The sequence below is a fragment of the Veillonella parvula genome (assembly GCF_032575955.1).
In the GTDB taxonomy this organism is placed as follows: domain Bacteria; phylum Bacillota; class Negativicutes; order Veillonellales; family Veillonellaceae; genus Veillonella; species Veillonella parvula_J.
In genome coordinates this window covers 50,720-76,649 of the sequence record NZ_JAWFXN010000001.1, presented here as the reverse complement: position 1 = coordinate 76,649, position 25,930 = coordinate 50,720, and the positions used below count along the sequence as shown (strand labels likewise).

25 protein-coding genes and 1 tRNA gene are annotated in these 25,930 nt (G+C 36.8%); 2 read left to right on the top strand and 24 right to left on the bottom strand.

The annotated features are described in order from the left end of the window. Nucleotides 1–166: 166 nt before the first annotated feature. The 4 genes from E7L28_RS00330 to ilvB all read right to left on the bottom strand — a co-directional run bounded on the left by E7L28_RS00330 (nt 167) and on the right by ilvB (nt 4,519). The gene (locus E7L28_RS00330) at nt 167–1,489 is read right to left on the bottom strand and encodes a purple acid phosphatase family protein (protein WP_278606786.1); all 1,323 of its coding nucleotides are present in this window, start codon (nt 1,487–1,489) and stop codon (nt 167–169) included. Nucleotides 1,490–1,495: 6 nt separating this feature from the next. Next, entirely contained in the window at nt 1,496–2,086 is a 591-nt protein-coding gene (locus E7L28_RS00325) for a beta-class carbonic anhydrase (RefSeq protein ID WP_012864653.1), read from the bottom strand. 184 nt (nt 2,087–2,270) lie between these two features. Beyond that, entirely contained in the window at nt 2,271–2,783 is a 513-nt protein-coding gene (ilvN, locus tag E7L28_RS00320) for an acetolactate synthase small subunit (protein WP_004696622.1), read from the bottom strand. An 8-nt stretch (nt 2,784–2,791) separates the two neighbouring features. Next, nucleotides 2,792–4,519 carry a biosynthetic-type acetolactate synthase large subunit gene (gene ilvB, locus E7L28_RS00315; RefSeq protein ID WP_316711354.1) on the bottom strand — a complete coding sequence of 576 codons (1,728 nt, stop codon included), beginning with the start codon at nt 4,517–4,519 and terminating at the stop codon, nt 2,792–2,794. Nucleotides 4,520–4,711: 192 nt separating this feature from the next. Between ilvB and E7L28_RS00310 the strand changes: the two genes are divergently transcribed. Then, nucleotides 4,712–4,990 (top strand): hypothetical protein, encoded by a 279-nt coding sequence (locus E7L28_RS00310; RefSeq protein ID WP_004696628.1) that lies wholly within the window; start codon nt 4,712–4,714, stop codon nt 4,988–4,990. 77 nt (nt 4,991–5,067) lie between these two features. Here E7L28_RS00310 and E7L28_RS00305 read toward each other — a convergent pair whose 3' ends face one another. The 19 genes from E7L28_RS00305 to moaC form a co-directional block, all read right to left on the bottom strand. Next, nucleotides 5,068–5,568, bottom strand: coding sequence for a folate family ECF transporter S component (locus E7L28_RS00305; protein WP_004696629.1), 501 nt, complete (start codon nt 5,566–5,568; stop codon nt 5,068–5,070). Next, nucleotides 5,558–5,905: a nitrous oxide-stimulated promoter family protein gene (locus E7L28_RS00300; RefSeq protein ID WP_004696632.1), complete on the bottom strand. Its 348-nt coding sequence runs from the start codon at nt 5,903–5,905 to the stop codon at nt 5,558–5,560. Before E7L28_RS00300 ends, E7L28_RS00305 begins: the two co-directional genes overlap by 11 nt. 9 nt (nt 5,906–5,914) lie before the next feature. Further along, the gene (locus E7L28_RS00295; protein WP_215675417.1) at nt 5,915–6,730 is read right to left on the bottom strand and encodes a class I SAM-dependent methyltransferase; all 816 of its coding nucleotides are present in this window, start codon (nt 6,728–6,730) and stop codon (nt 5,915–5,917) included. 404 nt (nt 6,731–7,134) lie between these two features. Further along, nucleotides 7,135–7,923, bottom strand: coding sequence for a LemA family protein (locus E7L28_RS00290; RefSeq protein ID WP_316711353.1), 789 nt, complete (start codon nt 7,921–7,923; stop codon nt 7,135–7,137). Nucleotides 7,924–8,108: 185 nt separating this feature from the next. Next, a tRNA-Arg gene (locus E7L28_RS00285) sits at nt 8,109–8,183 on the bottom strand. 129 nt (nt 8,184–8,312) lie between these two features. Beyond that, nucleotides 8,313–8,771: a low molecular weight protein-tyrosine-phosphatase gene (locus E7L28_RS00280; protein ID WP_316711352.1), complete on the bottom strand. Its 459-nt coding sequence runs from the start codon at nt 8,769–8,771 to the stop codon at nt 8,313–8,315. Nucleotides 8,772–8,936: 165 nt separating this feature from the next. Further along, nucleotides 8,937–9,704, bottom strand: a complete 768-nt coding sequence (locus E7L28_RS00275; protein WP_316711351.1) for an ATP-dependent helicase — start codon at nt 9,702–9,704, stop codon at nt 8,937–8,939. A gap of 9 nt (nt 9,705–9,713) precedes the next feature. Continuing rightward, nucleotides 9,714–12,014: a hypothetical protein gene (locus E7L28_RS00270; protein WP_316711350.1), complete on the bottom strand. Its 2,301-nt coding sequence runs from the start codon at nt 12,012–12,014 to the stop codon at nt 9,714–9,716. Between the two features lie 14 nt (nt 12,015–12,028). Continuing rightward, entirely contained in the window at nt 12,029–12,265 is a 237-nt protein-coding gene (locus E7L28_RS00265) for a hypothetical protein (protein ID WP_008714395.1), read from the bottom strand. A gap of 154 nt (nt 12,266–12,419) precedes the next feature. Continuing rightward, entirely contained in the window at nt 12,420–14,003 is a 1,584-nt protein-coding gene (locus tag E7L28_RS00260; protein ID WP_316711349.1) for a DNA cytosine methyltransferase, read from the bottom strand. Next, the gene (locus E7L28_RS00255) at nt 14,004–14,201 is read right to left on the bottom strand and encodes an excisionase family DNA-binding protein (protein ID WP_287540716.1); all 198 of its coding nucleotides are present in this window, start codon (nt 14,199–14,201) and stop codon (nt 14,004–14,006) included. Between the two features lie 221 nt (nt 14,202–14,422). After that, the gene (locus tag E7L28_RS00250; protein ID WP_316711347.1) at nt 14,423–16,666 is read right to left on the bottom strand and encodes an autotransporter family protein; all 2,244 of its coding nucleotides are present in this window, start codon (nt 16,664–16,666) and stop codon (nt 14,423–14,425) included. A 145-nt stretch (nt 16,667–16,811) separates the two neighbouring features. After that, nucleotides 16,812–17,531: a DUF4198 domain-containing protein gene (locus tag E7L28_RS00245; protein ID WP_205112544.1), complete on the bottom strand. Its 720-nt coding sequence runs from the start codon at nt 17,529–17,531 to the stop codon at nt 16,812–16,814. A 268-nt stretch (nt 17,532–17,799) separates the two neighbouring features. Further along, nucleotides 17,800–19,611 carry a translational GTPase TypA gene (gene typA / locus E7L28_RS00240; protein WP_316711346.1) on the bottom strand — a complete coding sequence of 604 codons (1,812 nt, stop codon included), beginning with the start codon at nt 19,609–19,611 and terminating at the stop codon, nt 17,800–17,802. Between the two features lie 196 nt (nt 19,612–19,807). Further along, nucleotides 19,808–20,755 (bottom strand): epoxyqueuosine reductase, encoded by a 948-nt coding sequence (locus E7L28_RS00235; RefSeq protein ID WP_316691732.1) that lies wholly within the window; start codon nt 20,753–20,755, stop codon nt 19,808–19,810. 139 nt (nt 20,756–20,894) lie between these two features. Continuing rightward, nucleotides 20,895–21,824 carry a UDP-N-acetylmuramate dehydrogenase gene (murB, locus tag E7L28_RS00230; RefSeq protein ID WP_155086008.1) on the bottom strand — a complete coding sequence of 310 codons (930 nt, stop codon included), beginning with the start codon at nt 21,822–21,824 and terminating at the stop codon, nt 20,895–20,897. After that, nucleotides 21,799–22,164 carry a YlbF/YmcA family competence regulator gene (locus tag E7L28_RS00225; RefSeq protein ID WP_316691731.1) on the bottom strand — a complete coding sequence of 122 codons (366 nt, stop codon included), beginning with the start codon at nt 22,162–22,164 and terminating at the stop codon, nt 21,799–21,801. Before E7L28_RS00225 ends, murB begins: the two co-directional genes overlap by 26 nt. Before the next feature lie 105 nt (nt 22,165–22,269). Further along, nucleotides 22,270–22,755 carry a tRNA (uridine(34)/cytosine(34)/5-carboxymethylaminomethyluridine(34)-2'-O)-methyltransferase TrmL gene (gene trmL / locus E7L28_RS00220; RefSeq protein WP_004696651.1) on the bottom strand — a complete coding sequence of 162 codons (486 nt, stop codon included), beginning with the start codon at nt 22,753–22,755 and terminating at the stop codon, nt 22,270–22,272. Between the two features lie 28 nt (nt 22,756–22,783). After that, complete coding sequence (gene moaC / locus E7L28_RS00215; RefSeq protein ID WP_278604428.1) at nt 22,784–23,296, bottom strand: cyclic pyranopterin monophosphate synthase MoaC; 513 nt, start codon at nt 23,294–23,296, stop codon at nt 22,784–22,786. Between the two features lie 108 nt (nt 23,297–23,404). On the opposite strand from moaC, the gene E7L28_RS00210 reads away from it, so the two are divergent. Then, nucleotides 23,405–24,082 carry a metal-dependent hydrolase gene (locus E7L28_RS00210; RefSeq protein ID WP_287518934.1) on the top strand — a complete coding sequence of 226 codons (678 nt, stop codon included), beginning with the start codon at nt 23,405–23,407 and terminating at the stop codon, nt 24,080–24,082. A gap of 108 nt (nt 24,083–24,190) precedes the next feature. On the opposite strand, the gene E7L28_RS00205 is transcribed toward E7L28_RS00210, so the two are convergent. Then, nucleotides 24,191–25,834: a vWA domain-containing protein gene (locus E7L28_RS00205; RefSeq protein ID WP_316581605.1), complete on the bottom strand. Its 1,644-nt coding sequence runs from the start codon at nt 25,832–25,834 to the stop codon at nt 24,191–24,193. Between the last annotated feature and the right edge of the window lie 96 nt (nt 25,835–25,930).

The window sequence follows — 25,930 nt, the reverse complement described above, 5'->3', positions numbered from 1 at the left end:
TACACGTATTATAATACTACCTACCATAATTAGCAAGTATTTATACAAATACACTGTATTTTTATTTGTTATATTGTAAATCAATTTTACTCATAGATTCTTGCAACCTTTGATTAGAGAAAAATAGACAAAAAAAAAGACACCTTCCAAAAAAGGTGTCTTTTTCTTATTTTTCAATGACTGATTCGTCGAGTTGAGTACCATCAGGTAAAAATGATTTTACAATCAGCTTATTCGGTGTAACTGTCATAGACATATAATTATTCGTTTCAGGCTGAGGTGCTACATATACATCTAATGGATGTTGCTTCCACTTAGGACGTCGTGCATCACCTGCTATTCCTGTAAGAATATATAATGGACCAGATGGGGCTCGATCAAAGTTTCGCACATGACCGCGGTTGCGATATGTATGTAAATGAGCAGATAAAACTAAGTCCACATTAAATTCATCGAAGATAGGCATAAATAATACACCCTCGTCATCGAAACCAACATCTCGACTTGCACCTGGTCGGTCAAAGGCATATTGGAATGGATCTCGATGCATAAGAACGACAGTCCATTTTTTCGTATTAGCTGCAAGATCTTGGCGTAACCATTGAACCTCTACATCGTATAAATCAGGATGATGCATATCATGATTATCCTCATGATTGCTTTCATATAACATTGTATCTAATACAACGTAATGCACATCACCGAAGTCATAGGAATAATAACGACGATTAAAAATTTCATTCCCATTAGGCGGTACTGCGAAATAATTCAAATACGCATAAGGCTCGCGCATTTTCCAATCTAATGTATACATCTCGTGATTGCCTAATGTCGTTGCTAACGGCACATTAGCACTCAACGGTCTAATGGAATTTAACCAAGTGCGCCATTGATAGGCATGCTCTCCATTATCTACAAGGTCACCCATGCTAATATACAAGGCTGTCCTAGGGTTACGATGTGCTGAGTCCTTTACAATCTCTTCCCACTGAGAATAATCCCCCGACTGAGAGTCTGGATAGATAAGAACATCATACACACTGGCGCCAGCCGTTTCCAGGGAGTACCAATCACTACGGCGATCACTACCATAACCAACTCGATATTCGTATTTAGTATTAGGCGCCAAACCAGTTAATGTCCCCTCATGGATATAGGTAGTACTACCGTCATCGGTAAAAGCTTTGTCTGTAGCTCTTATCGTTTGAGTCGTATCGGATCCAACAAGACGATACTCTATTACCGCATCAGCTTCACTGCTATCTGATTGCCACATAATAGTACGACTCGTGCTGTTATCTTGAGCTACAATTTGCCTAATATAACGACTTTCAGAATCGAGGAGTGGCTTAATTTCTTGTCCACTTACAACAGCAGCAGTTCTAGCTATACGACTCTGTATGGCATCCTTATAGACATATCCACCTACAACAGCACAGACCAAGGCAATAATGGTCAGTACGGATATAATTAATCTTTTTTTGTTCATATAATTCTAATTCTTTTCGTAATATTGTTTCATTTGTGTATAGCCATTAACAATGACTTCGATTTCACCCGTTCTAGGATGGAAGATAAGACCGTGAATAGGAACATCTTTAGGAATCAAAGGATTCATACGCAATTCGTCTACTGTATCCTCTACATTTTCAGCAGGATGTGTAAAGCCATCAGCCCAGCGTTCCATTTCTTTACGGACCATATGAATCGCTTCTGGTGCAATACCACGAGCTAACATTTTTTCTGTTAAATCTTTTGCCGTAGTTTTTGCCATACCACATTCGTGATGACCAATGATAAAGATTTCGTTAACGCCTAGCTCATAAATACAAACAAGTAAACTACGTACAACGCCATCAAAAGGACCTGTAATACAGTTACCTGCTGTCTTTACGATTTTCGCTTCACCGCGCCCAATATCCATGGAATCTTCTAAGAAGTTAACAAGACGTGTATCCATACATGTAACAATTGCCATTTCACGACTAGGCATTTTACTACACTTTGTATCTGTATCTACATAACCTGTATTTTGATCTTCTACATATTCTCGATTATGGGCTAAAATATCATCTAATAAGCTCATAGTACCTCCTATATAAAAAGACTTTGGCATACAACCAAGGTCTCTATATCAATAATGCTCGATATACATATTATATCATATTAAGTTGTACACGCTTTAAGCCACAAAAAATAGGTCTATTCAAATACATGTATAATATATTTGAATAGACCTAAATCGCTTTTAAAGTGCTAGAGTACACACCTTATCTATCAGGTGTAGATAATGCTTCGATAGCTACGCTACCACCGCGTACAACTTCAATGCGATTGACGAACATATCTTTAAATAAGGCAATCATGTCATTATTTTTAGATACGGTCTTTACACATTGTACTAGTACAGATTTACGATTATAATCCACAACTAATAGATCAAAGGTTTGGGCAATGCGGAAAATTTCTTGTTTATCCGCTTCTTTACAGCTATTGACCTTGATAAATAGTAATTCTTTTTTCGTAATCGGCATGTCCGTAAAGTCGATAACCTTAATCACCTCTACACTGCGATTAAGCTGTTTAATAATTTGTTCATATGTCAAATCGTCACAAGTAAGATCAATCGTCATACGAGACATGGTAGAATCCTCAGTTTCCCCTACAGTCAATGTATCAAGATTATAATTTTTGCCTGCGAAGAGGCCTGAAATCTTAGCTAGTACACCGATTTGGTTTTCTACATACGCTGAAATACAGCGTTTTTTCATATGTACTTCCATAGCCCCTCCTATTTTTTATCCTTCAACAACATATCACTTAAAGACTTACCTGCTGGTACCATTGGCAACACATTGAGTTCTGTTGGAATAATAAACTCAAGTAATGTAGGGCCATCTTTGAAAGTATCCGCCAATTGGAATCCTTTTTCGATGTCCTCTACCTTTGTAATACGCATTGCCTTTGCGCCATAAGCTTCTGCCAATTTCACAAAATCTGGTACATATTCAAACTCATCATTGTCGATTATGTCTCGCGTAACAATGGCACTTTCATCCATCATCAAGTTCGTACAAGCGTAACGTTTATCGTAGAATAATTGTTGCCATTGACGTACATTACCAAGGAATCCATTGTTTAATACAATAAGCGTTACAGGCAAGCGGTAGTGCATAGCAGTGGCAAACTCTTGGATATTCATTTGCACGCCACCATCACCACAGATGGCAAATACACGCTTATCTGGATTTCCCATTTGCGCCCCTAATGCAGCAGGGAAACCATAGCCCATAGTCCCTAAGCCACCAGACGTCAACATTTGATATTGACCTTTCACATCAAGGAACTGGGTAGTCCACAATTGATTTTGACCCACATCGGTTGTAACGATAGGATGTTCATAATGATGATTGATGTACTCGATAACAGTTTGAGGTGTTAACCCCTCTTCGTCAGCTTGAGTGACAGGGCGCTCTGCCTTAAGTTGCTGTAATTGTTTTGGCCAGTCGCCAAGATCGTGAGGTTCAATATATTCTAAGATTTTTTCTATAGCCAATTTAGCATCTGCTACGATTGGAATATCAACCTTAATATTTTTAGAAATAGACGCCGCATCTACATCAATATGGATAATCTTACAATTTTGTGCAAAGGTACTTAGTTTACCAGTAATACGATCATTAAAGCGCGTACCAATAGAAATCATCACGTCACAATCAGTTATGGCTACATTAGGCGCATAGCCACCATGAATCCCTACATTACCAAGATACAATGGATGACGGCTATCAATAGCACCTTTCCCCATCAATGTTGTTACTACAGGAATCCCTGTTTTTTCAACCAACTCCACCATAAGGTCGTTAGCACCACTAATACTTACCCCACCACCTAATAGGAATAGAGGCCTTTTAGCTTTACTAATAATAGAGCAGGCCTTTTTAACTTGACCTACGTGAACAGTAGTATTTGGTTTGTAACCGCGAATATTAACCTCTGTAGGATACTCATCAGAGCCCATAGCCTTTTGGATATTCTTAGGAATATCTACTACAACAGGTCCTGGACGACCTGTGCGAGCAATGTAAAAGGCCTCTTTCAAAATACGCCCTAAATCTTTACGGTCGCGAACAGTAACGGCATATTTACAAACATTGCGTACAATGCCAACAGTATCTACTTCTTGGAATGCATCATTACCCATGAGCCCCAAGTCAACTTGGCCTGTAATACAAACGAGAGGTACACTATCAGAATAAGCCGTAGCAATACCAGTCACAAGATTTGTAGCACCAGGTCCAGAGGTTACCATACAAACCCCTACTTTACCGGTACTACGAGCATATCCATCTGCCGCATGGGCCAATGCTTGCTCATGACGAGGCAAAATCACTTTTACCTTATCTTGCTTATATAATTCATCCATGATATCAATAGTAGCCGCCCCAGGATAGTTAAACAAAAACTCTACCTGCTCCTCTTGAAGGGCTTTTACCAGATACTGTGCGCCTGAAATCATAGGTATCTCCTTATTTATATAATGCATGCATATCGAATTCTCAATATTCACATCTGATATATCTAAAAAATTGAATATCTTATATAGATATGTTATACTCAGTAGTGTACCATATGTTGTGGTACATGAATATGTATAAAATCTCAAATTATAGAAATATATGTAGATTCTATTTTGAAAGGACTGAATATCATGAAAGAAATATTAGGTTTCCATTTAAACGGTTGCCCTTATTGCGCTAATGCATTCCGTGCTATCGATGAACTCGTTGCAGAAAATCCTGCATACGCAGATATTCATATCAACTGGGTTGAAGATCAAGATGCTCATGAGCTCTTCAAAACTCACCCATATGAATACTATCCGAACTTATGGTTCGACCTCGACAAACAATACGAGGCACAACCTGGTGAAAGCTATGCCCAAACAAAATCTTTAATCAAAACTGTATTGGACAAAGCACTCGCGTAAAACGCTATATTTACAAATAATAATGCACCCCTAACATATAATCTAATGTTAGGGGTGCATTTTAGTATACTGTAAGATTATGGCTTTTTTTGTACCATAAACTTACTGACTGCCTTATACACAATTAAAATCAATGCAATTTCTAAAGGGAAACAAATGATATTTTTAATAAGACGTCCAATAAATATAGCAGATACTGCTTTGTTATAAAATATTGTGAGCCATATTGTATTTAATATTAGATGTATACATACAGTAACAATCGTCTCCGGTAAAAGTAATTGTTTAAATGTAACATTACGTCCGTGTAAAAAATACCCATACACATAGCCTACAAGAAATTCAGATATGATAAAGCCGGGAAAGAATACTCCTTGTCCAAATAAAGACATACCTATAAAACAGGCAATAGCAGCCATTATACCTGCTGCCATAGGCCCATAAAGAATACCAAATATAGCGGTTGATAAAAATCCAAAGGTAATATGTATAAATGTAGTATGAATAGCAAATATATAAGATAGTAAAACCGTCAATGCTACAAACATTCCTGTCTTTACAATCATATCAGTTTTCATAAGAAGTACGACTCCTTTTTCTATCCTTCCACTCTAAATACATATGGCGAATAACTTGAATTGGTGATATAAATAACATTCTAGGTCCACCATAGCGCATGATTTCACGTATTTTTTCACGATACGTAGGCGCATAGCAATGCGTTTTACATACGCTGCAGAAGGTCTTGCTTTCCATATGAGGACATACATCTATACGATGTTCAGCATATTGCCAAACTTTTTGACACTCCTCACAGAGTTGTCCTTTAGGAGTGTGGTGCTTATTATGACAATAGATGCCAATAATCTGGTACATAGTTTTTAGTTCTAACTTACGTTTCTCATCAACTGTCATGTTTCTCTCCTATTTCACAGACCATGAAACCCAAGCCACCTTATCAACAGTCTTATTATGGATTTCTCCATCAATAGCTAGTGGCTCAATGAGATTTCTAATCTCTTCTTTCATGTCTTCCATGTCTCCCCATCCATTATTATGAAGTCGCATGGTAAAATAATTAACTGCCTTTTCAAGAGACATAACCTCTGTTTCAGGAACCGTTTTATAAATTACTTTTACATTATGCCCCATCTCATGGATAGTATCTAAACACTCTTTCATCTTACCATCCCATGGAAAAGAATCACGTCCAAAGAAATGTTCAGATAACATATCTACCATTTCGTCGCTCCGTTCGCTAAATGCAATCCATAAACATTTATCATTACTTGCATCGTGCATGGCGCGAATATTTTCTACATCAAACATAATCGGGCAGAAGATACTATATGCCAAGTCAAAGCTTTTATCCCAACCTAATTCTCGACGAGTTTCATCAGACCAAGGTCCAATATATAAGCTAAGATCTAAACCTTCTGACTCTGCCAATTGTTTAGCACCGCGAATCATACCATCAGATAAATCGATACCAGTCGCCTTATAGCCTTCCCGAGCTAACCCAAGTGCGTAGTCACAAACACCACAGCCTACATCAAGTGTACGACCATTCGATGAAGGTAATAAATTTTCATCCTTTAAGAAGGCTAAAAAATCAGTGACCTGTGCCTTGCGATCCTCGCGATTGTGCATTTCTACAAAGTACTCGGAACGATGGTTCCATGCGTCTTGCTCATCGCGCCAAGTTTCGTTGACCGTGAGCTCCTGTATTTTATTTGTCATATTATCCCCTCTAAATAGCTACATCCTCAAATGGATGAGTTATAGATACATATATAAGTAATTTTCACTTAGTTAAATTCACTATGTAATTTAACGCTCCCCTATATGTCCTAGTGTTCCGGCTAGGATGTTCAGATTTCCATATAGCTATTCTTATTGTACATCATTCTCAAAACAAAATGTGTTACCCAAATCACATTTATTATGTTATTTCGATATTATTAAATATATAATTTCACATCAATAAACGAATTATCCATATCTAAAACTAACTCAGTAGCAAAAATACGTTCATACGTCATATACGGAAAAACTCCACTCAAAAAAGTGGAGTTTTTTTTATCTCATATTTTATTACTAACAGAATTAAATTCTATCTGCTTGTAAACATCTATTCTATATAACTATTTTTCTTCTTGCTTCTCTACAGCTGTAGAACTATCAACAGTTTTTGATGCTTCTGATTCAGAAGTATCCTCAGCTTTTGGTACTTCTTGGTCAGTGTTTTCTTCAGGCGTTACATTTTCATTATTAGAAGCAGCTTCGCGCTCTTGTTTGATCCGTTCTTCTCGCTTAGCTTGTGCCTCTTGTTCTTTCTTTTGTAAGGTCTCACTAACTTTTTCAGTAGTTTCCTTTAATTTATTGCAACCTTTTTTAGCTAGGTCTTTAATAGCTTTAGAATCAGCACCACTGAACTCAGAAAACGCACCTTCTCTATTTGGCTCAAAAAACGGCGCTTCTTTAAAGCCCAATAATGATGCAGCAAATACCATTGGAATTTGTGCCAAAGTACAGTTGTATTGTTTCACTTGATAGTTATAAACTTCACGCTTATCTGAGATTAGTGTGTCATTTTCTCTAAGAGATTCTTGGAATTCAGCATATTGAGTATGGGCCTTCAAATCCGGAAATTGATTTACTAAGGCAGTAATAATTTCTACCGCTTTGGATGTTTCACGAGCCATCTCTATAAAGGTATTGGACAATTTTAAGGAAGTTAATTTTTCATAATCATCTAGCTCATTTACAAGATTAATAAATCCATTTATGATAGACACCTTTTTCTCATAGAAAACCATAATATTAGTACGAGTCTCTCTGATTTCTCCAGACAAGTTTTGCAACAAGTTATATTGTTTAATGAATAGGTAAATTAAGAATACAATTAATAAAAATAAAAGTATTGAAAGCATAAAAACACCTCCATATCTACATCAAATAACAATGTAAATTTTGAGGACATTATATCATACCAACTATATAAGGAGTATGAAGCTACCTTTATTAGATACTTTCACAATTCACGCAAAATTTCTCGTTTAAAACTAGGGACACATACAAAAAAGGCCTCTCAAAATCTTGAGAAGCCTTTTGCTATTGGTGCGCCTAGCAGGAATCGAACCTGCGCACCCGGTTCCGGAGACCGGCGCTCTATCCCCTGAGCTATAGGCGCATGAACACCTAAAAATTATACCATATTACGCTATGCTTCGATAGTATAAAGTACATATGAATACTAGGTTTATACCAAGAAGCCCCTAATATTAAGTCCTATATTAACCAATATTAGAGGCTATTTTAATTACATATTCTTTTTAATCAATGCTAATAGAGCATCACAGCTACGGCTCACATCGTCATACGTTTCATCAAAGTTTCCCGTATACCAAGGATCCTTCACATCACGGCTTTCACCAATGAACAACATCGCCTTATACACCTTGGAATCTACATCATCACCGACGATACGACATAAGTTCCGCCCGTTATTTTCATCCATGATAATGAGATAATCAAAGTTGTGATAATCCTCCATCGTCACTTGGCGTGCCTTGCGACGAGTATAAGGGATACCCATTTCATCTAATTTCTGTTTAGTCCCATAATGGGTATCATTCCCTATCTCCTCACGAGATGTACCAGCGGACTCGATATGAATAGAATCACTTAAACCAGTCATGTTAACGATATGTTTCATATAGAACTCTGCCATTGTAGAACGACAAATATTGCCGTGGCAAATGAATAAAATCTTAGTCATAATTAACTCCTTACATACTAATGGTCCTTACAGCATACGCTATAAGGACCATTAGTGCAATATTTAATTAAAAAATATGTCGTACCCCAGCATCAATACGCCAAGTATTATCTATAATTTCATAGCTTTTTTTCATCAGTATCAATATAAATTTCATAAGATATATTAATACTCCATAAGTTCTTTAAATGCTATATCACAAATTTTATCTGTAATAGTTCTCAAGCGTTCTTCCTTTTTTTTCTTAAAGCATAATTTATAGTATTTTTTTGCCCACATTGCCTTAGATTTAATTTTTGCAGATTTTGGATGACTAACCTCGAACACTTTAAAGAGTTGTCTCCATTTTTTGCACATAAGCATAATAGAATCATATATTTCAAATAGCTCAGATTGGCTAAATACACTTGTATCTTTATCTTTTAAATAAAGATGCAATGCTTTTTCAAACTCTCGCCAATCATCTTCTCGGATTTTTTCATCCAAACTTTTTATCCACTCAAATATACGAGAGTCTTCCCTATTCCCCACTCGATCTAAAATATCTTGCCATTGACGCCAGCTCAGCTTTTTAACAACCTCTACTTCTTGCTGTGCTAAGATATAACATTGTTGATAAAAACTTCTTGTTACAGATTTAGCTCCTTCATTTCTTTTCCGATTTTCCTTAGTAGCTAAAGTTTTAATTTCATCCCAAAATCTTCGACGATCTGTTACTGATATATTATATCGTTCTAATAGTTCACCAAGAAATAGGCCTAAATTGTATTTGTATAATACATTTTTACCATATTCTTGAAATAAATCTTCTTCAATAATAGGTATTTCTTTTTGGAGTGTTTCTAAAATCTCATCAACAGTAGCTTTCTCTTGTGATGACAGTAATCCATCATATACAAGATGCCCATCCACCAACCTAACTATATGTCCCATTTGCAACACCTACTCTAGACTTTTATGATAAATCTTTTCAATTTTTTCAAGAACTTGTTCTGCGGCCTCTTGAGGTTCTAAGTTTAAAAAATTATTATCTATATCACCAAACATATCATATCTACCTTCAGATAAATATAGCAATACATATTGTTTTAACATTTGCTCACGAAGATATGCCATCTGTAAATCAGGGTATGCCTCCATATTATGATAAGCTGCATGTCCTATATTTAAATATATTGTTCGATTCGCACCAGGCTGATTCCATGCACGTTTATAATTTTCAGGAGCATCGATACTTTGAACTTCAAATGCATCATTTTGTCCATTCTTATCATCCATATTCAAATAAATATTTAGATTATATGAAGTAATTTTATCACCTTTTTCAAACTGTTCATCGTCCTCATTAGCAATTAATCTAGCTCTTAATTGTATCATTCCCTCATTTAAATATTTCTCATAAACATTACGTGCAAAAGTAATATGATCTATATAGGGTGTAAAAATTTCTTCGAATGGATTTAGTATTCCAGAAAATGAACCAACATCAGTAATCTTAGAAGCATTATCCATTATATTGTGAATACTAATATTAAGTTTATAATTCAATGTATAATTTCTTTTATTCTCAATTCTATAACAAACATTTGTAATTGAATCATCGAAATTTACTCTACGGCTACCCTCTATAGGAAATGTACATTCATGTAACGAAAGACTAACTGACTCCCTAGTATTATCAGGTTTATTAATATCATAAAAATATGGAAGCTCTTTCTTTTTTTCCTTACCACTACCAATAACCTTTACAGATAATATAATTCTATTTTCGGAGTATCGTAGCGAACTATCAGGATTTATAACATGAGAAAATTCTTTTTTAAAGACATCACTAGGTTTAATAATTATTTCATCTTTATCAATATATGAAATAATTTCACCCGAATCAGGACTTAATACATATAAGGAATAAGCAAACTTTTTATCAATTGTATATGAGCTTGTAATTCTCATCGAAAATTTAATTTCGTCACCGCTGGTAACCTGCTCACTCCCCTTAGCCGGATATTTGATATCTTGCCAACGTACATCAAAATCAGGTTTTTTAGGTCCTATACCTAAATTTTCATATCCTAATTTACCAAACAGATCCTGTAACTCTTCTGCAATTTTGGTAAGGTTATCTTTTAACTTTTTATCTTCATACTCTTGGTTTTTAATATACCCCCATTTAATTAGCAGAGATTGAACCATTTGATTACAAAACGCTTTTAAATTTTGATACGACTTAGAGTTCTTTTTACCTTTACTGACACCAAAATGAACTCTATCTTCGATTTCAGAGAGCCCATCTTCCCACGCCTCATCAACTTCAATATATCCCCAAAATTTTTTATTTATTTTCTCGGGGATATCCTTTAGATCGACGTCCCCAATTTTCATTCCTTTTCTATAGTAAGAGATTCCATGCCACATACTATCTTTGGTATCAGAAACATATAATCCAAAATGTTTTACTCTATAACCGTCCATATATTTTTCAGAATTTTGTAATTCAAAAATATGCTCAACATTAAAAGGTTCTGATGGCACTTTAACCATTTTCCCGTTTACAGAAATAGAAGCACCCTCATCTAATCGCTTAATTATTAGCCACCAAGATTCTTGAATATATGAAACTATATCTCCATTTGATATAGATTCAACTAATTCTTTTTTAGGATATTCTATAATTACACGAGTACCTACATTTTGTTTTGGAGCAAGCCCAGTAAAGTCATAAATAAAATTTTTAGCTTCATCATTTTCAAGTGCTACAGATTGAACCTGTCCACACTTATTCATATTCGCAACATATAACCCATCTTCTCTTAATGAGTCAAAATAATATGTATACGTATCTGAAGCTACTGAATAAACACTCTTTCCAGCCCCGAACAAACCTCCCCCTGTAGCATTACCGCCGGAGTTAAACATTGATGTAAACCGTGCTAAACGTTGTGTTGAATCAAGTGTCTCACCTGCTGCCATTAATTTATTAATCTCTTCAGCTGGAATATTCGCTCCAGTTAACCCCATAGTCCCCGAGTCTTCTACTATAACAAATTCGCCTTTATCAGTTTTACAAACGGATATATTGCAAGACCAATTCTTCCATTTATTTGTTTTTCTTGCGCCAACTGCATTTTGAATTGCATCCTTTTGAAAACCATTGGGAAATGTTACACCAGCATCTTCATAGGCACCTAAAATCCATTCAACATTATTCTTATAATTTTGAGGTATTGCCGTCATCTTATTCATCAATTAATCCCCCTTTAATCTAAAGAAAAACGAGCACCTTTCTTACTTTCAGTTTTATTAAATTTCTTTTTTACCTCCCTCACCTCTGACTCTATAGTACTGAAGATTTTATCGACATCTGATTGTGTGTAACTGTACGTACTTGTATTTGAACAATTTCCTAGTAACTGTAACATGTCAATAATTTTATTAGTTCTTGCCTCTGCTAATCTAACAAATTTATCTCTTTTTGATTCCTTATCTTTTTTCATTTCTATGACAATCCTTTTTTAACGAAACTTATACTAAAAATATAACATATATATTCTATATATTCAAATATATAGATAATATTTACCATATATTTGAAAAATAAAAAATAATATCCATCAAATATTATTAATTTTGATGGATATTATTTTGACTTTATAATATATAATTTAATATTTGTTGTGCTATAGCTTTCGCTAATAATGGAGGAACTGCATTTCCTACTTGTTGAAATTGTGAATCTTTAGTTCCTACAAATCCAAATTTATCAGGAAATGATTGGAGTCTTGCAGCCTCTCTAACTGTTAGCCCTCGATTTAAAATAGGATGAATCCACATAGATTTTCTTACATTAACAACGGTACCTGAAGGTTCATTTAATTTAAGTCGTAAATAAATTGTATTTTGAGTTCTTTCAGGTTTTGTATATGTATTTTTCATATTTTCGGAAAGACTATGAAAATTTTGACCAGGTTTGATTGCTTCAAAACGTTTCAATGCCAATTCAGAGGTTTTTGTAGTTATATGGTTTTTAACAGTTCCACTCCCCTGTCTCATCATATTAGCATAATCACTTAGAATATCATCAGAGTTATAAGGGATCTCTTTGTAATCTTTTTCATACCCAGCTTCATAAGAAACTAAATCCATTATCGCATCTTCTACAGTATTTATATTTAGAGTATCAGGATTTCCAGGAAGTGATGGGTTTATGTTAGGATATAAATCCTTTCTAATACCTATAACTATATATCGTCTACGAGTTTGAGGCACCCCAAACCATTCCGCATTAACAGTTGAACCTATTTGACTATATTCACCACCTAAAATAGCATTTATATAATCTATTACAGAATATGAATTCACCTTAAATATTAAATGAGAATCCCCCTTAATTTCAAATTTACCTATCAATCCATTATTCTTTATCTCTTGTATCGTATAAATTACTTTCTGAAGATTAACAATATACTCAATAGAGTTTAATTTGTTCTCAATATTATTGTTAGTTAATGAATCACAAATAGCTTGTAATCTAAATTTAATAGAAGCATCTATCTCTTCATCAAGAAAGGTTGTAATTCGTCTGATTAACCCCAACCTATTTTTTTCCAAAAATCGCACTAATCTTCTTTCATTCGATAAATTCTTATATAGTATATTTAATAATTTAAAAATCTCAATTGGAATTAAAAATCTGTTAAGGCATATATCATCAATCATTGTATAATCAATGTTCTCAAATTTTTCATTTGTTATAAATAGAGAATCTAATCTTTTAGGAATATCAAATCCATCCTCAATTAGCGCATCTATCTCTTTATTATCACTGATTGATTCATAAAATCGGTGAGTGTCTGATCTAAGCATACTCACATTTTCCATTACAAATGCTTTAGGTTTGATTTCTTTTATAGCTCTAAAAAATTCTTTAACTAAACTATTATTCATACTAATTAAATGATTTTTCTGTCTATTAGCATTTGAAAAACCTTGACATGGGGGGCCACCTATTACTACATCAATACCACCTAATTTTTCATTTAATTCCATAAAATCATATCCGTTGATATCTTCAATCATTGTAAATGTAGGTTTACCTTCAACAATATTTTTTTTATATGTAGCTTGTGCATTTTTATTAATTTCAGCCGCAGCTAATACCTTAAACTTTCCAGTCATTTCAAATCCAAGGCTTAATCCTCCGGCGCCTGCAAATAAGTCAATTGTTTTTAACATTTACTTACCCTCATTCCTACTATTTAAGCAATATGTTTCATGTAACCAAGTATCTACTTCACTTATTTTAAACTTCCATTTTCTATCAAATTTATAAGCAGGCATGTTCTGTAATTTTATCATTTTTTTTATTGTATCTCTACTTACACCCATATGCTCACAAATTTCATCCATTGATACCCAACGTTCAACTGCCATAACAACCACCTCTTTCATATATTGATATAGTATCATACTAAATTTAACCACTCAATACAAAAGATTATGTTTTATTATGTTTTAATATGTTTTATTATGTTCTAATAAGATTTATTGTGATTTTTTACTAATCGACATTCTGATATAAAATAAGTCAGTTTAGACGATAATTAAAATAACCTCTGTAACAGTATATGCTACAGAGGTTGTTAATTGTTCAATTAAAAGTTATGTCGTACCCCCGCATCGATACGCCATGTATTATCTATGGTAGCACCAAAGTTTTTAGTGAATGTACCATATAAATATGTACTAGGTCGAATGTTCCAAGAGCCGCCAATCTCAGCATCGAGCCATGTATCTTTCAAATCGACTTCTGTTTGTACTGTTGAATTTCCCGGGGCAGAATACGTTGTATTCACCTTACCAGAGAATTCGTGAGCCAACGCTAGTTTAGCAAAGATATTGGATTTTTCTGTTTCCTTCCCAATACCAATACCGAGTCTGCCTACAGCAGAGTTCACAGCATCAGCTTTCACATGCATAGAACCACCACCGACAACAGAAGCATCATAGGATACACCATTCAAACGGCCTACAATAAATTCTACACTAGGATCGATGTAGAAGCCATTTTCCTTCTTAATACGTTTACCATATTCAGCGCTTAAGGATGTGCCATATGTATGGTAATCACCGTTCACACGTTGTCCGCCTACGGAGTAGAGCTTATAATCATTGGATAATCTATTACCACGAGCAATGATATCTAAATAACGACCATCATCATGTTGTTTTGTGCCATACAAGGCGATGCCGCCAAGTTTGCCATCACCAGTACCGTTGGCATATGAATTACTAGATGTACTGTAATCAATAGCGCCGCCAAAAATCCAACCATTAGAAGTCTTATGATCGTAGCCGACTTGTACACCATTATACGTCATATGTGCATCAGCACCGTCTGTAATTTTAGATTTACCGCCTATATATTTCGCCCATACACCTTTGTTTGTATTAGCTAAACGAAGATCTCCTAAACGGCGTTGTAAATCATTGGTATTACTCTTCCATGCCATAGCGGTCGATGTAAGAGCAGATTTTGTGCCACTTACCAAGGATGATTCACTAGCACGATTAATCTTTGTTGTATCATTTACAACAAGGCGCCCCTGTGAATCAAAATGATTTGCACCAAGCTCTGCAACAGCACCTGGACGAGTAATACCTTCATTGATTTGAACAGTTGTACTCAGTTTCTTATCATTGCCAGTATATTGTAATTTATCGGCTAAGGCTTGTATTTCCTTACGGTAGCTATCATCATTAGTCAAGTTAGCTCCATCGCCTTGCAACGTAATATGGCTATTATCTGCAGCATGTTCAATAACGATATTCCCCTTTCCATTTTCACTAGCTGGAACACCGGTCTTGTAAACAGCATTAACATAGCCGCTATAATTTTGAATTGTAATAGGTCGTGCATCAATAGGATGAAGTATACCGGATGCCGATGGACGTGATCCACCTACGAGATTGCGAACCTTACTGCCCTTGTATAGATATGCTGCATTATCCCCAGATGGACGTTCTCTTTTAGGGGTAGGACGCTCCATACCAATCCATTCATTATTCCAAGTTCCTCCATTTTGTAAGTAAATGTCAGCACCAGAATTATGAGGGTTCTTATTGCTTTCGGCATATTCATTTAATACAGCACCCGTAAGTTTAGAATTAGGTGTTGTAAAAGCTAATGCTATATTCGTTGGCATTTCGTTATGATTTGGATCACGTCCATAATCCTTATTAATTAACCCTACATTCCCAACAGCGACCAATTCTTTAGACCCTGGATGTTTACCATCAGAGCCAGTATTAACGTATACATCACCCTCTTCTGCCACCACAGAGTAAGTATCAGAAGTTTCTAAAGGATGCGTGATGATACGTCCACCACCATCAACAATAATATGACCACGTTGATTAGCTTGTAAACCGACACCGATAGCATCGATATCTACATTGCCTTTGACGTAAATATTAGTATCTCCATAATCTCTATCAGGATTGTCCTTGCTGAGTCTTGGCACTTTACCACCGTAACCAGCATACACAGCGCTCATATAGTAATGACCGAGTTCCCTTTTTGAGGCTGGTGCATCATTTTTAAGGCGTACAATCAAATCTTTATCCACCGTCAATTGTGATCCAAATCCATTATAAATACCTGATACATTTTTAGTTTTACCTGTATCTGTTAAGCTTTTACCATGCACATTAACCATCAAGGTATCTTCTATATGCTTAACTTCTGGTTGTGTTTGTACCGGTGACCCCATTGTTAAGCCAAGCAATTCCTCCGCTTTATCGCTTGTGGCATTAATTTCTGTAGCAAATGCAGAGCAGGTCATTCCAGTTAATACCAATGCAGCCATCACAGCTGATACATTTCGTTGTAATTTCATAAAAATCTCTCTTTCTTACCTCGCTTAATACGAGGCTCTCACAGAACGCATTTATACGTACACCCTAAAATTATAAAAAGACCCCCTAAATCCAACTTAGGAGGTCTTGTTTATTTCACACACTTAGTAAATAGTATATCCTATATTATTCAGGATTGATGATGAAGGACAATGCACTGAAGTATTTATTTTGCTCACCTTTAGTTTGAGTTGGGAAGCCCACTTCAACGCCTACTACGTTAAGGCCGTTAGCACTTACTGCAACAGTTGCTTTACCGTTTTCATCAGCTTTGCTTTCGTTAGTAAGATCATTAATTACGTCTTTAATAAGAGGTGCATTTGCATATGGTTTACCGTCTTTCAAAACTTGGATTTCATATGTATCACCTTTTCTAAGAGTTAATGGGTTAACAGATGGAATGATTTGAATGAAAGCATCTTTATTATTGAAAGGTTTTGCTTCTGCATTCCAGTAGTGAACGTCATATTTAATGGCATGTGTACTTTTTTGAGCACCTGGTACTTCAGAGATTGGTTTATGAACAGTTTTACCATCTTTGTCTTTTGTCCAGTAGCCATAGTCAAAGTCAGTTACTGTAATACCCAATTTATCATTTGGTACAACTACTACATTTTTTTCATGTTTAATAACTTGTACAGGAATTACCATGCCATTGTTATCTAAACCAATGATACTTTTTACCATTTCTGGGCTATATGCATCATCAACAGGGCCTTCGCCAAGTACTAGCGCTTTTTCATCTAAGCGGTTAGCAAAGAATACGCCATGCGCATCAACGGAAGAGCACACACAACCTGCAGCCAAACCTACTGCAAATAAAGAAGCTAAGATTTTCTTATTCATAAGAACCTCCATAATCAATAACTTATTTCAACAAACTTGATATTATTATACAGCGTTACAAATATTTCGTATATACCAATACCCCTATCAGCAAGTTATTATGCGTATTTAGTATATTAACGCATTTTTATACCCATTAATCATAAATGATAAAATTATCATCTATTTTCATGGAGATATAATCCACAGGAATATGTTAGATAATAACTTATAGATTAGATAAAAAAGGCGCCCCCTAAGGAGCGCCTTTATATATCTGCATAAGATATTATTTTTTATTCTTTGCTGCTTTCGCACGTGCGTTACGATCAAGAATTGTTTTACGCATGCGAATACTTTCAGGTGTTACTTCAACGAGTTCATCGTCATTAATCCACTCAAGAGCTTGTTCCAAGGAGAAGATACGAGGTGGAGTCAAGCGTACTGCTTCGTCAGAGGAGCTGGAACGCATGTTAGTAACGTGTTTCTTCTTACATGGGTTAACATCCATATCAAGTTCACGAGTGTTTTCACCGATAACTTGGCCTGCGTACACGTCTTGGTTAGGACCAACGAACAATGTACCACGGTCTTGAACAGAGTTCAAACCATATGGAGTAGTTTCCCCATTTTCAAATGCTACTAAAGCACCGCGTGTACGGGAAGGAATTTCACCTTTGTATGGTGCATAGCCATGGAATACATGGTTCATAATACCATTACCTTTTGTAGCTGTTAAGAATTGTGCGCGGAAACCAATCAAACCACGAGCTGGAACTACGAATTCCATGCGAAGGTAACCGGCCAATTCAACCATGTTAGTCAATTCAGCTTTACGTTGACCAAGGTTTTCCATTACGGTCCCCATGAATTCTTGAGGTACGTCGATAGTCAATGCTTCAAGTGGTTCACACAATTGGTCGTTAATAGTTTTGAAGATTACGCGAGGTTTACCTACTTGTAATTCGTAGCCTTCACGACGCATAGTTTCAATCAATACAGCCAAATGCAATTCGCCACGACCAGATACTTTGAACGCATCTGCAGAATCAGTTTCTTCTACTTTCATGGATACGTTAGTTTCTACTTCGCGGAACAAACGATCACGCAAGTGACGGGATGTAACAAATTCACCTTCGCGGCCTGCGAATGGAGAGTTATTTACGGAGAATACCATGGACAATGTTGGTTCGTCGATGGAGATGCATGGTAATGCTTCAGGATTTTCAGCATCTGCTACTGTTTCGCCGATGTTGATATCGTCAATACCAGCAAATGCAATGATATCACCCATTTCAGCTTCATCAGTTTCAACACGGTTCAAGCCATTGTATGTATACACACGACCGATTTTCGCTTTACGAGTACTTTCACCATTCATGATAGCCACTTGTTGGTTGGTTTTCATTTTACCGCGAACGATACGACCTACGGCGATTTTACCGATGAAGTTATCGTAATCAAGTGTAGTTACCATAAATTGAAGAGGACCTTCCATATCACCTTGTGGTGCAGGAATTTCATCGATCAATGTTTTGAATAACGGTTCCATGTTTACAGCTTCATCATCCCAATTAGTTTTGGACACACCTGAACGAGCAGATGCGTATACTACAGGGAAGTCGAGTTGATCATCATCAGCTTCAAGTTCCATGAATAATTCAAGAACTTCATCTTCAACCTCTTTAACGCGTTGGTCAGGACGGTCGATTTTATTGATAACTACGATTGGTTTCAATTTTTGTTCTAAGGCTTTACGCAAAACGTATTTAGTTTGAGGCATTGGACCTTCGTAAGCATCTACGAGAAGCAATACGCCGTCAACCATGTTAAGTACGCGTTCTACTTCGCCGCCGAAATCAGCATGGCCTGGAGTATCAACGATGTTGATTTTAATACCATCATGCATTACAGCAGTGTTTTTAGACAAAATAGTAATACCGCGTTCACGTTCCAAGTCGTTGGAGTCCATTACGCGTTCTGCTACCTTTTCATTTTCACGGAACACATGGCTTTGTTTTAATAACGCGTCCACCAAAGTAGTTTTACCATGGTCAACGTGGGCGATAATCGCTACATTACGAAGATTTTCGCGAATCATAAGATCCTCCCTTTAATTCTTTCAGTATATTCTATATCACATAGCCTCGATAAAACAGGCTATGCAGGTATATTCCCCAAAATTGGCAACAGTTAATTATAACGCAGTCTATAGAAAAAAGTCAAAACAGTACACCTATTCTAATCATGGCAATTTCAACATTCGATTATACTTTTGACTCATCTTAGGACACAACCTATTTATGCTCTATCGCCCGCTTAGCAGATTTACGCAACAACGGAATTTGTTTATCTGTTAAATGGAAACAGAATTTAGGAATCAACTTTTCTATAATCTCCTTATCAGAGGCTTTCAAAATATATTCTGGCTGTAGTATAAGTTCTAATGCATCAAGCCCAGGATAATCTTTACCTATACTCCAATCATGATTTTTATTAAACGGACAGCAGTCTTGGCAATTATCACAACCTAATATCCACTCTTCCAACATATCCTCTGTCACACCTTCTGGCAATTTACCATCACCAAAGGTATTGATATAAGATACACAGGTTAATGGATTCATTGTAAAAGGTGCAGATAGAGACTTCGTTTTACACTTTTGCTGACATAAATCGCAAGTCTCTGGACATGGTGGTATCTCTAGATGACGAATATACTCACAAGGCTGATCAATTAAATAGGCTACCAATTCATAATTAGAGCCTTTAGGTCCATAAAAGAAATTGTTTTTTCTATAAATTCCAAGTCCTGCCGCTACAGAAGCAGGGCGCAAAGGAACAACACCAGTAGGCTTTGCTGTTTCACCACCAATAAATTGGATGTTCTTATCATTGAACCATGTTTCAAAAGATCGCCTTTGTTTGACTTCGACCCCATCAGGGATATTAGCTAACGATAGTAGTAAGCCTTTTGCATATCGCTTTTGAAGCGAAGCAGGAAACTTATACGCTCCAAAATATTCAGTACAAACCACTATAGATTGTGCCCAAGGATAGTTTTCTTTCAATGTTAAAAAGGCATTACTATGTGCATATACCTTTTTACTTTGAGGTACATCTTCTAAACGCTTTATCATTCGTTCTTTATAAAAATCAAGTGCATCAAGAGGTACTATACCACAATCGTCATACCCACATGCTAGTGCTTTATCATGAATCTCTTGGGCCAACAAAGTATTCATATCATCGCCTCCCAAATATAGACTAACTATATAAATATCATACGCTTATAATGGACATAAAAAAAGATTTCTTATGAATCCATCATCCCTAAAAAGAGTAACGTTACATAAGAAATCTTATATTAGTATTTAGTTGATATTAGTCTTCACCAATCATACGTACTTCGGGCTCAAGGTGTACGCCATGTCTATCGTACACACGACGCTGTACTTCTGCAATCAAATCAAGTACGTCCTTTGCACTAGCACTACCTGTATTGATGACAAAGCCTGCATGTTTGTGGGACACTTGCGCATCACCTACAGACAACCCCTTTAGGCCTGTTTGTTCAATCAATGTACCTGCAAAGTACCCTGGTGGACGTTTAAAGGTTGAACCTGCACTGGCATATTCCAAAGGTTGCTTGGATTCACGTTTTTCTGTTAACTCATCCATACGCGCCTTGATGGCATCCTTGTCGCCTGGTTTGAGTGTCATAATAACTTCCCCAATAACCTCATGATTATCGTGGAATACACTATGACGATAAGCAAAGTCCAAGTGAGATGCATCATATTCTTTGATATTACCTTGGAAATCTACGGCTCTCACTGCAGTAACTACGTGGCTCATTTCACCGTCATAAGCACCTGCATTCATAAATACGGCACCACCAAGTGTGCCTGGAATACCAATGGCAAATTCAAGACCAGATAAACTATTCTCCCAAGCAAATTCAGAAGCATCTTTTAACATATACCCGGAACCAATGCACAATGTGTTTTCGTTACAATCCATGATTTGAGTCATATGACGAACTGATACAACAGCACCACGGATACCTCCGTCTTTCACCAAAATATTAGATCCACAACCAATAATAGTTACAGGTACATCTAATTCGTGAATGGTACGAAGCGTAAAACTAAGTTCTGCCATCGTAGTAGGTTCAATAAATAAGTCTGCAGGTCCTCCAATTTTGAATGTCGTATGATGACAAAGAAGCTCCTGCTCGCGTACACGTGTACTTGGTAATTTTTCTAATAAAGCTGTTTGTAATACCTTAATGTTGTGGTTGTTGTTCGCCATGATCTAACACTTTCATCCCCTCAGTGATTGGTTCGCTAATGATTTTGTAAATATCATTAGAAATCTGGCTCCAACGCATTTGCGCTTGCAAATAAGCAGCCGCTGCAGTATTTTCCTGAATTTGAGGCATCAATTCCTCTTGTTTCTTTTGCAACTCGTCCGCTTCTGGAGCACCAGACAACTTAGCATATTCCCATTGCATTTGTTGTGCCATAAATGTGCGAACCAACCCCGTCGCTACTGCATCTGCCTTCACTGCTTCCTGAGCAGCCATTAACTCTTTGTACTCTTCAGATTCACGCATTGCGTGAGCTAAATCATGAGCTTTATCGTAGTTCATAATATCCTCCTCCAAACAACACCATTAAAATCGCTACCGGTCATATAGATTTGGTAGTTCTTCTAACACATACGTATAATATATTTCTCAATTATGAAAGTCTATTTATTTAGATTGAATCCAATTGCCTTCAGCCTTAAGATCTGGATAATCAAGTTGACGCATACCTTCATAAGCTATAATCGCCACCGCATTAGATAAGTTCAGAGAACGTGCTTCATCTACCATGGGTATACGAATGCATGTATCCTCTTTACCATCTAATAAACTTTCAGGCAACCCTCTTGTTTCAGGCCCAAAAACGAGCATATCACCGATTTCATATTTCACCTCGGAATGAGTATGCTTTGCTTTGGTAGTGGCATAGAAATATCTACGATCAGGATATTTCTCATATAATTCTTGAATATTTTCATGTACCTGTACATCTACCAAGTGCCAGTAATCAAGGCCAGCACGTTTTACATGCTTGTCATCAATAGAAAAGCCAAGGGGTTTGATCAGATGTAAGGTCATATGATTGGCGGCGCATAAACGCGCTATATTTCCTGTATTGCCTGGAATTTCAGGCTCATAAAGTACTATTTCCATTTTCAATCCCCTATTCTTTATATCTATATTATTCTACAAAGGAACGGACAAAATGTCCACTTTTCCCGCCTTCTTTTTCTACAAGATATGTAGGGCCTATAATCATCCCCTTATCAATAGCTTTACACATATCGTAGACTGTTAAAAGTCCTACTTGAACCGCCGTAAGTGCCTCCATTTCAACACCTGTCTTTCCTGTCGTTTTTACGGTAGCCCGAACCTTAACAGCACGATTATGTGTAGAATCCGTACAGGCTGGACTTTCACCATCAACAAGAGTACAATGCACCTCAACCTTAGTTAATGCTAACGGATGACAAAGGGGAATGAGATTACTCGTCTGTTTCGCCCCCATAATAGCTGCCAATTGAGCCACACTAAGAACATCCCCTTTTTTTATTGTTCCCGCTGCAATGCGTTCATAAATTGCATCATTAATAGTAATAAAGCCTTCTGCCACAGCAGTACGAGTTGTAATATCCTTATCTGATACATCTACCATCCAAGCATTACCATCTTGATCAAAATGTGTTAAATCCATAATATATCCTTACTAATTATGTATAAATTATCACCAATAGTTTTATTTTCATTTATTATATTATACAATAGAATTAAGAATTGTATGTACAAGGAAGGAAGTGTTCCTATGAAAACAAAACTAACTTATTTTGGTCACGCTTGCTTTATGCTCACACGTGGCGATGTATCCATGATTTTCGACCCATTCTTGACCAGTAATACATGGGATATCGCTAAAAAAGAAGATATCAAATGCCAATATATCTTTGTCAGTCATGGCCATGATGATCACTATGGAGACACAGATTTTATTGCCAAAGCAAATGACGCCCTCGTTATCTCTACGGCTGAGGTAGCGGGTAAAGCAGCAGCTGCCGGTTGTCGTACACACGCCATGCATTTAGGTGGCAAGTTCGACTTTGAATTCGGTTCTGTTCGAATGGTTCCTGCCTTCCATGGCGCTGGCATCCCTGGCGGTCACGCTGCAGGTTGTATTGTAGATTTCTACGGAGATATCCTATACTTCGCTGGTGATACAGCACTCTTTAGCGATATGAAATTATTAAATCGCTTTGGTGAAATCGATTACGCACTTCTTCCTATCGGTGATAATTACACAATGGGGGTTGAAGATGCAGCCCTTGCTGCCTCTTATGTAAAAGCGCGTATTTCCATTCCAATTCACTACAAAACATGGCCTGTTATCGACCGTGAACCAGGTGTATTTACAAGTCTTGTAGAAGGCAAATATAACCAAACAGCACTCATTATCGATCCAGGCTCCTCTATTGAGCTTAACAACTAATAAAAGATCCACAGACCTAAAAATGACGCAATCCGCTGGATTGCGTCATTTTTGTATACCATTTTGGTTCAAGATTAAACCTATAAAAAAAACATGCGACCTAATATACTAAAGCTCTTGATTAGCCATAGAAAAGCCACCGCGATTAACCATACGTACAAACTCATCAATATCCTGAGTTTCATCAATCCCCACATAACCGAGTTCACGAACCATGCCGTACGGATTATGCAAAGATAATTGTGGATTCTCACCGGTCAATACCCACAGCACCTTATAGCCTCTTGGCGTCTCTCGTAGTCGCTCTTCCCCTTTGCCATCTGTAAAGTATACAAGTAAATCTACACGGTTTTGATTAGCCAGAGAGAATACAGGAGTAAAGGCTGTAGCACCACGCACATCGAGGCGCGGCTTCACATCCTTCACGGATTCCATCGTATAGGTGCGGCGTACTTCATTATCACATTCTACAACAGTAATACGATGGTTATAAGCATGCACGATTTGTAGCACTTGCTCTAAAGCATTTGTAAACTCCACATCAGTTATACTACCACTCATGTCGAGAGCTACCCATACATTTGCCTTATGTTGACGTAATGTGCCAGACAACTCCAAACGCTCAGGTTGACGACGATTACGACGCATCGTCGTTTTTTTGTATCCACTCGCTACCTTGCCCATTAACTTTTTAAGGTAGAAATACCAAGGCAAGGCACGGCGTGTCTTTTGGAATGTATCGATAAGGCTTTTCACATAGCCTTCCATATCCCCCTTTGAGGCTTCGTTGATATAGCGCTCCGTGATTTGGTCCATCGTATCTGTATCAATAGAATCGGATTCATCCCAAATATCATGGCTGGTTTGAGGGTCAAACTCCATAGCAACCGCCGTATCTGCGTTATCAATAGGCACAAAGAGGTCTGGTTTTTCTTTCATGACCTTATCAATAGCCTTCGCATAATATTCAATGGTACGGAAACGCTTTAATAACAAACCAAAGCGCGCATTTACATTGGCTACCGTTACCGCATCACGGTCTACATGTTCAAGGTAATCGTTTACGACCATATCCATAGCCATATGGACTGCTGTTTTGTGAAAGCCTTGGCTCAGTGCTTTTACCCGCATCAAATGAGCAGAAATGATATGAAGAACTTCACGCTTAATACCATCCTTCATCACATCAGGCGATTGGCGTAACAAGATAAATGGATTTACATATAACACATAGCCGCCCTGTTTAAGATTAATACCAAAAGCACTGGCCATATCAAAGCGAATGCGATGAGTCATTTGTAAGTAAAAGTAACCAAAGAATTGGTCCTCTTCAAGAAGCAAGCTGTTTACATCATGCAATATATTCCACAACCGTTGCTCATAGGCCGGTGTCATTACGGCTTGCTGCATAACAGAGAGGTCTGTCCCCTCCACTTGTACGTCTTCAAGAGCACGACCGATAGTACCTATATGGCTATCCGACATATTATGGTTCATAAGATCAGCCGCTATACGTTCAGGCGCCATACTATGATGTTGTTCTTCATAGCTATCTACATAGGCCTCATAAGATGCGTATATTTGCGTATACAAAGCCTCTGCTTCGCGATGTATGCGCTCTCGTTTCGCATGCCATCGATCAAGAGCCTCGATAGCCTTCGCATCATAAGAACCCGTTTTTTCCCAGCCATCGATATGAGTCAGTAAATCCGATGCATCACGTATATCGTCCTTATCTAAGTTTCGTTGCATATTTACACCTCCTTTTCTTTAGAAAACAAATTTAATATATGTCATATGCCATATATCAATTAGCATAATAATTAATAATTTACTAAAGTCGATTAT

Excerpts from the sequence above, each read along its gene's own strand:
- E7L28_RS00330 (WP_278606786.1), bottom strand. The coding sequence starts at position 1,489 with ATGAACAAAAAAAGATTAATTATATCCGTACTGACCATTATTGCCTTG.
- E7L28_RS00325 (WP_012864653.1), bottom strand. The coding sequence starts at position 2,086 with ATGAGCTTATTAGATGATATTTTAGCCCATAATCGAGAATATGTAGAA.
- ilvN (WP_004696622.1), bottom strand. The coding sequence starts at position 2,783 with ATGGAAGTACATATGAAAAAACGCTGTATTTCAGCGTATGTAGAAAAC.
- ilvB (WP_316711354.1), bottom strand. The coding sequence starts at position 4,519 with ATGATTTCAGGCGCACAGTATCTGGTAAAAGCCCTTCAAGAGGAGCAG.
- E7L28_RS00310 (WP_004696628.1), top strand. The coding sequence starts at position 4,712 with ATGAAAGAAATATTAGGTTTCCATTTAAACGGTTGCCCTTATTGCGCT.
- E7L28_RS00305 (WP_004696629.1), bottom strand. The coding sequence starts at position 5,568 with ATGAAAACTGATATGATTGTAAAGACAGGAATGTTTGTAGCATTGACG.
- E7L28_RS00300 (WP_004696632.1), bottom strand. The coding sequence starts at position 5,905 with ATGACAGTTGATGAGAAACGTAAGTTAGAACTAAAAACTATGTACCAG.
- E7L28_RS00295 (WP_215675417.1), bottom strand. The coding sequence starts at position 6,730 with ATGACAAATAAAATACAGGAGCTCACGGTCAACGAAACTTGGCGCGAT.
- E7L28_RS00290 (WP_316711353.1), bottom strand. The coding sequence starts at position 7,923 with ATGCTTTCAATACTTTTATTTTTATTAATTGTATTCTTAATTTACCTA.
- E7L28_RS00280 (WP_316711352.1), bottom strand. The coding sequence starts at position 8,771 with ATGACTAAGATTTTATTCATTTGCCACGGCAATATTTGTCGTTCTACA.
- E7L28_RS00275 (WP_316711351.1), bottom strand. The coding sequence starts at position 9,704 with ATGGGACATATAGTTAGGTTGGTGGATGGGCATCTTGTATATGATGGA.
- E7L28_RS00270 (WP_316711350.1), bottom strand. The coding sequence starts at position 12,014 with ATGAATAAGATGACGGCAATACCTCAAAATTATAAGAATAATGTTGAA.
- E7L28_RS00265 (WP_008714395.1), bottom strand. The coding sequence starts at position 12,265 with ATGAAAAAAGATAAGGAATCAAAAAGAGATAAATTTGTTAGATTAGCA.
- E7L28_RS00260 (WP_316711349.1), bottom strand. The coding sequence starts at position 14,003 with ATGTTAAAAACAATTGACTTATTTGCAGGCGCCGGAGGATTAAGCCTT.
- E7L28_RS00255 (WP_287540716.1), bottom strand. The coding sequence starts at position 14,201 with ATGGCAGTTGAACGTTGGGTATCAATGGATGAAATTTGTGAGCATATG.
- E7L28_RS00250 (WP_316711347.1), bottom strand. The coding sequence starts at position 16,666 with ATGAAATTACAACGAAATGTATCAGCTGTGATGGCTGCATTGGTATTA.
- E7L28_RS00245 (WP_205112544.1), bottom strand. The coding sequence starts at position 17,531 with ATGAATAAGAAAATCTTAGCTTCTTTATTTGCAGTAGGTTTGGCTGCA.
- typA (WP_316711346.1), bottom strand. The coding sequence starts at position 19,611 with ATGATTCGCGAAAATCTTCGTAATGTAGCGATTATCGCCCACGTTGAC.
- E7L28_RS00235 (WP_316691732.1), bottom strand. The coding sequence starts at position 20,755 with ATGAATACTTTGTTGGCCCAAGAGATTCATGATAAAGCACTAGCATGT.
- murB (WP_155086008.1), bottom strand. The coding sequence starts at position 21,824 with ATGGCGAACAACAACCACAACATTAAGGTATTACAAACAGCTTTATTA.
- E7L28_RS00225 (WP_316691731.1), bottom strand. The coding sequence starts at position 22,164 with ATGAACTACGATAAAGCTCATGATTTAGCTCACGCAATGCGTGAATCT.
- trmL (WP_004696651.1), bottom strand. The coding sequence starts at position 22,755 with ATGGAAATAGTACTTTATGAGCCTGAAATTCCAGGCAATACAGGAAAT.
- moaC (WP_278604428.1), bottom strand. The coding sequence starts at position 23,296 with ATGGATTTAACACATTTTGATCAAGATGGTAATGCTTGGATGGTAGAT.
- E7L28_RS00210 (WP_287518934.1), top strand. The coding sequence starts at position 23,405 with ATGAAAACAAAACTAACTTATTTTGGTCACGCTTGCTTTATGCTCACA.
- E7L28_RS00205 (WP_316581605.1), bottom strand. The coding sequence starts at position 25,834 with ATGCAACGAAACTTAGATAAGGACGATATACGTGATGCATCGGATTTA.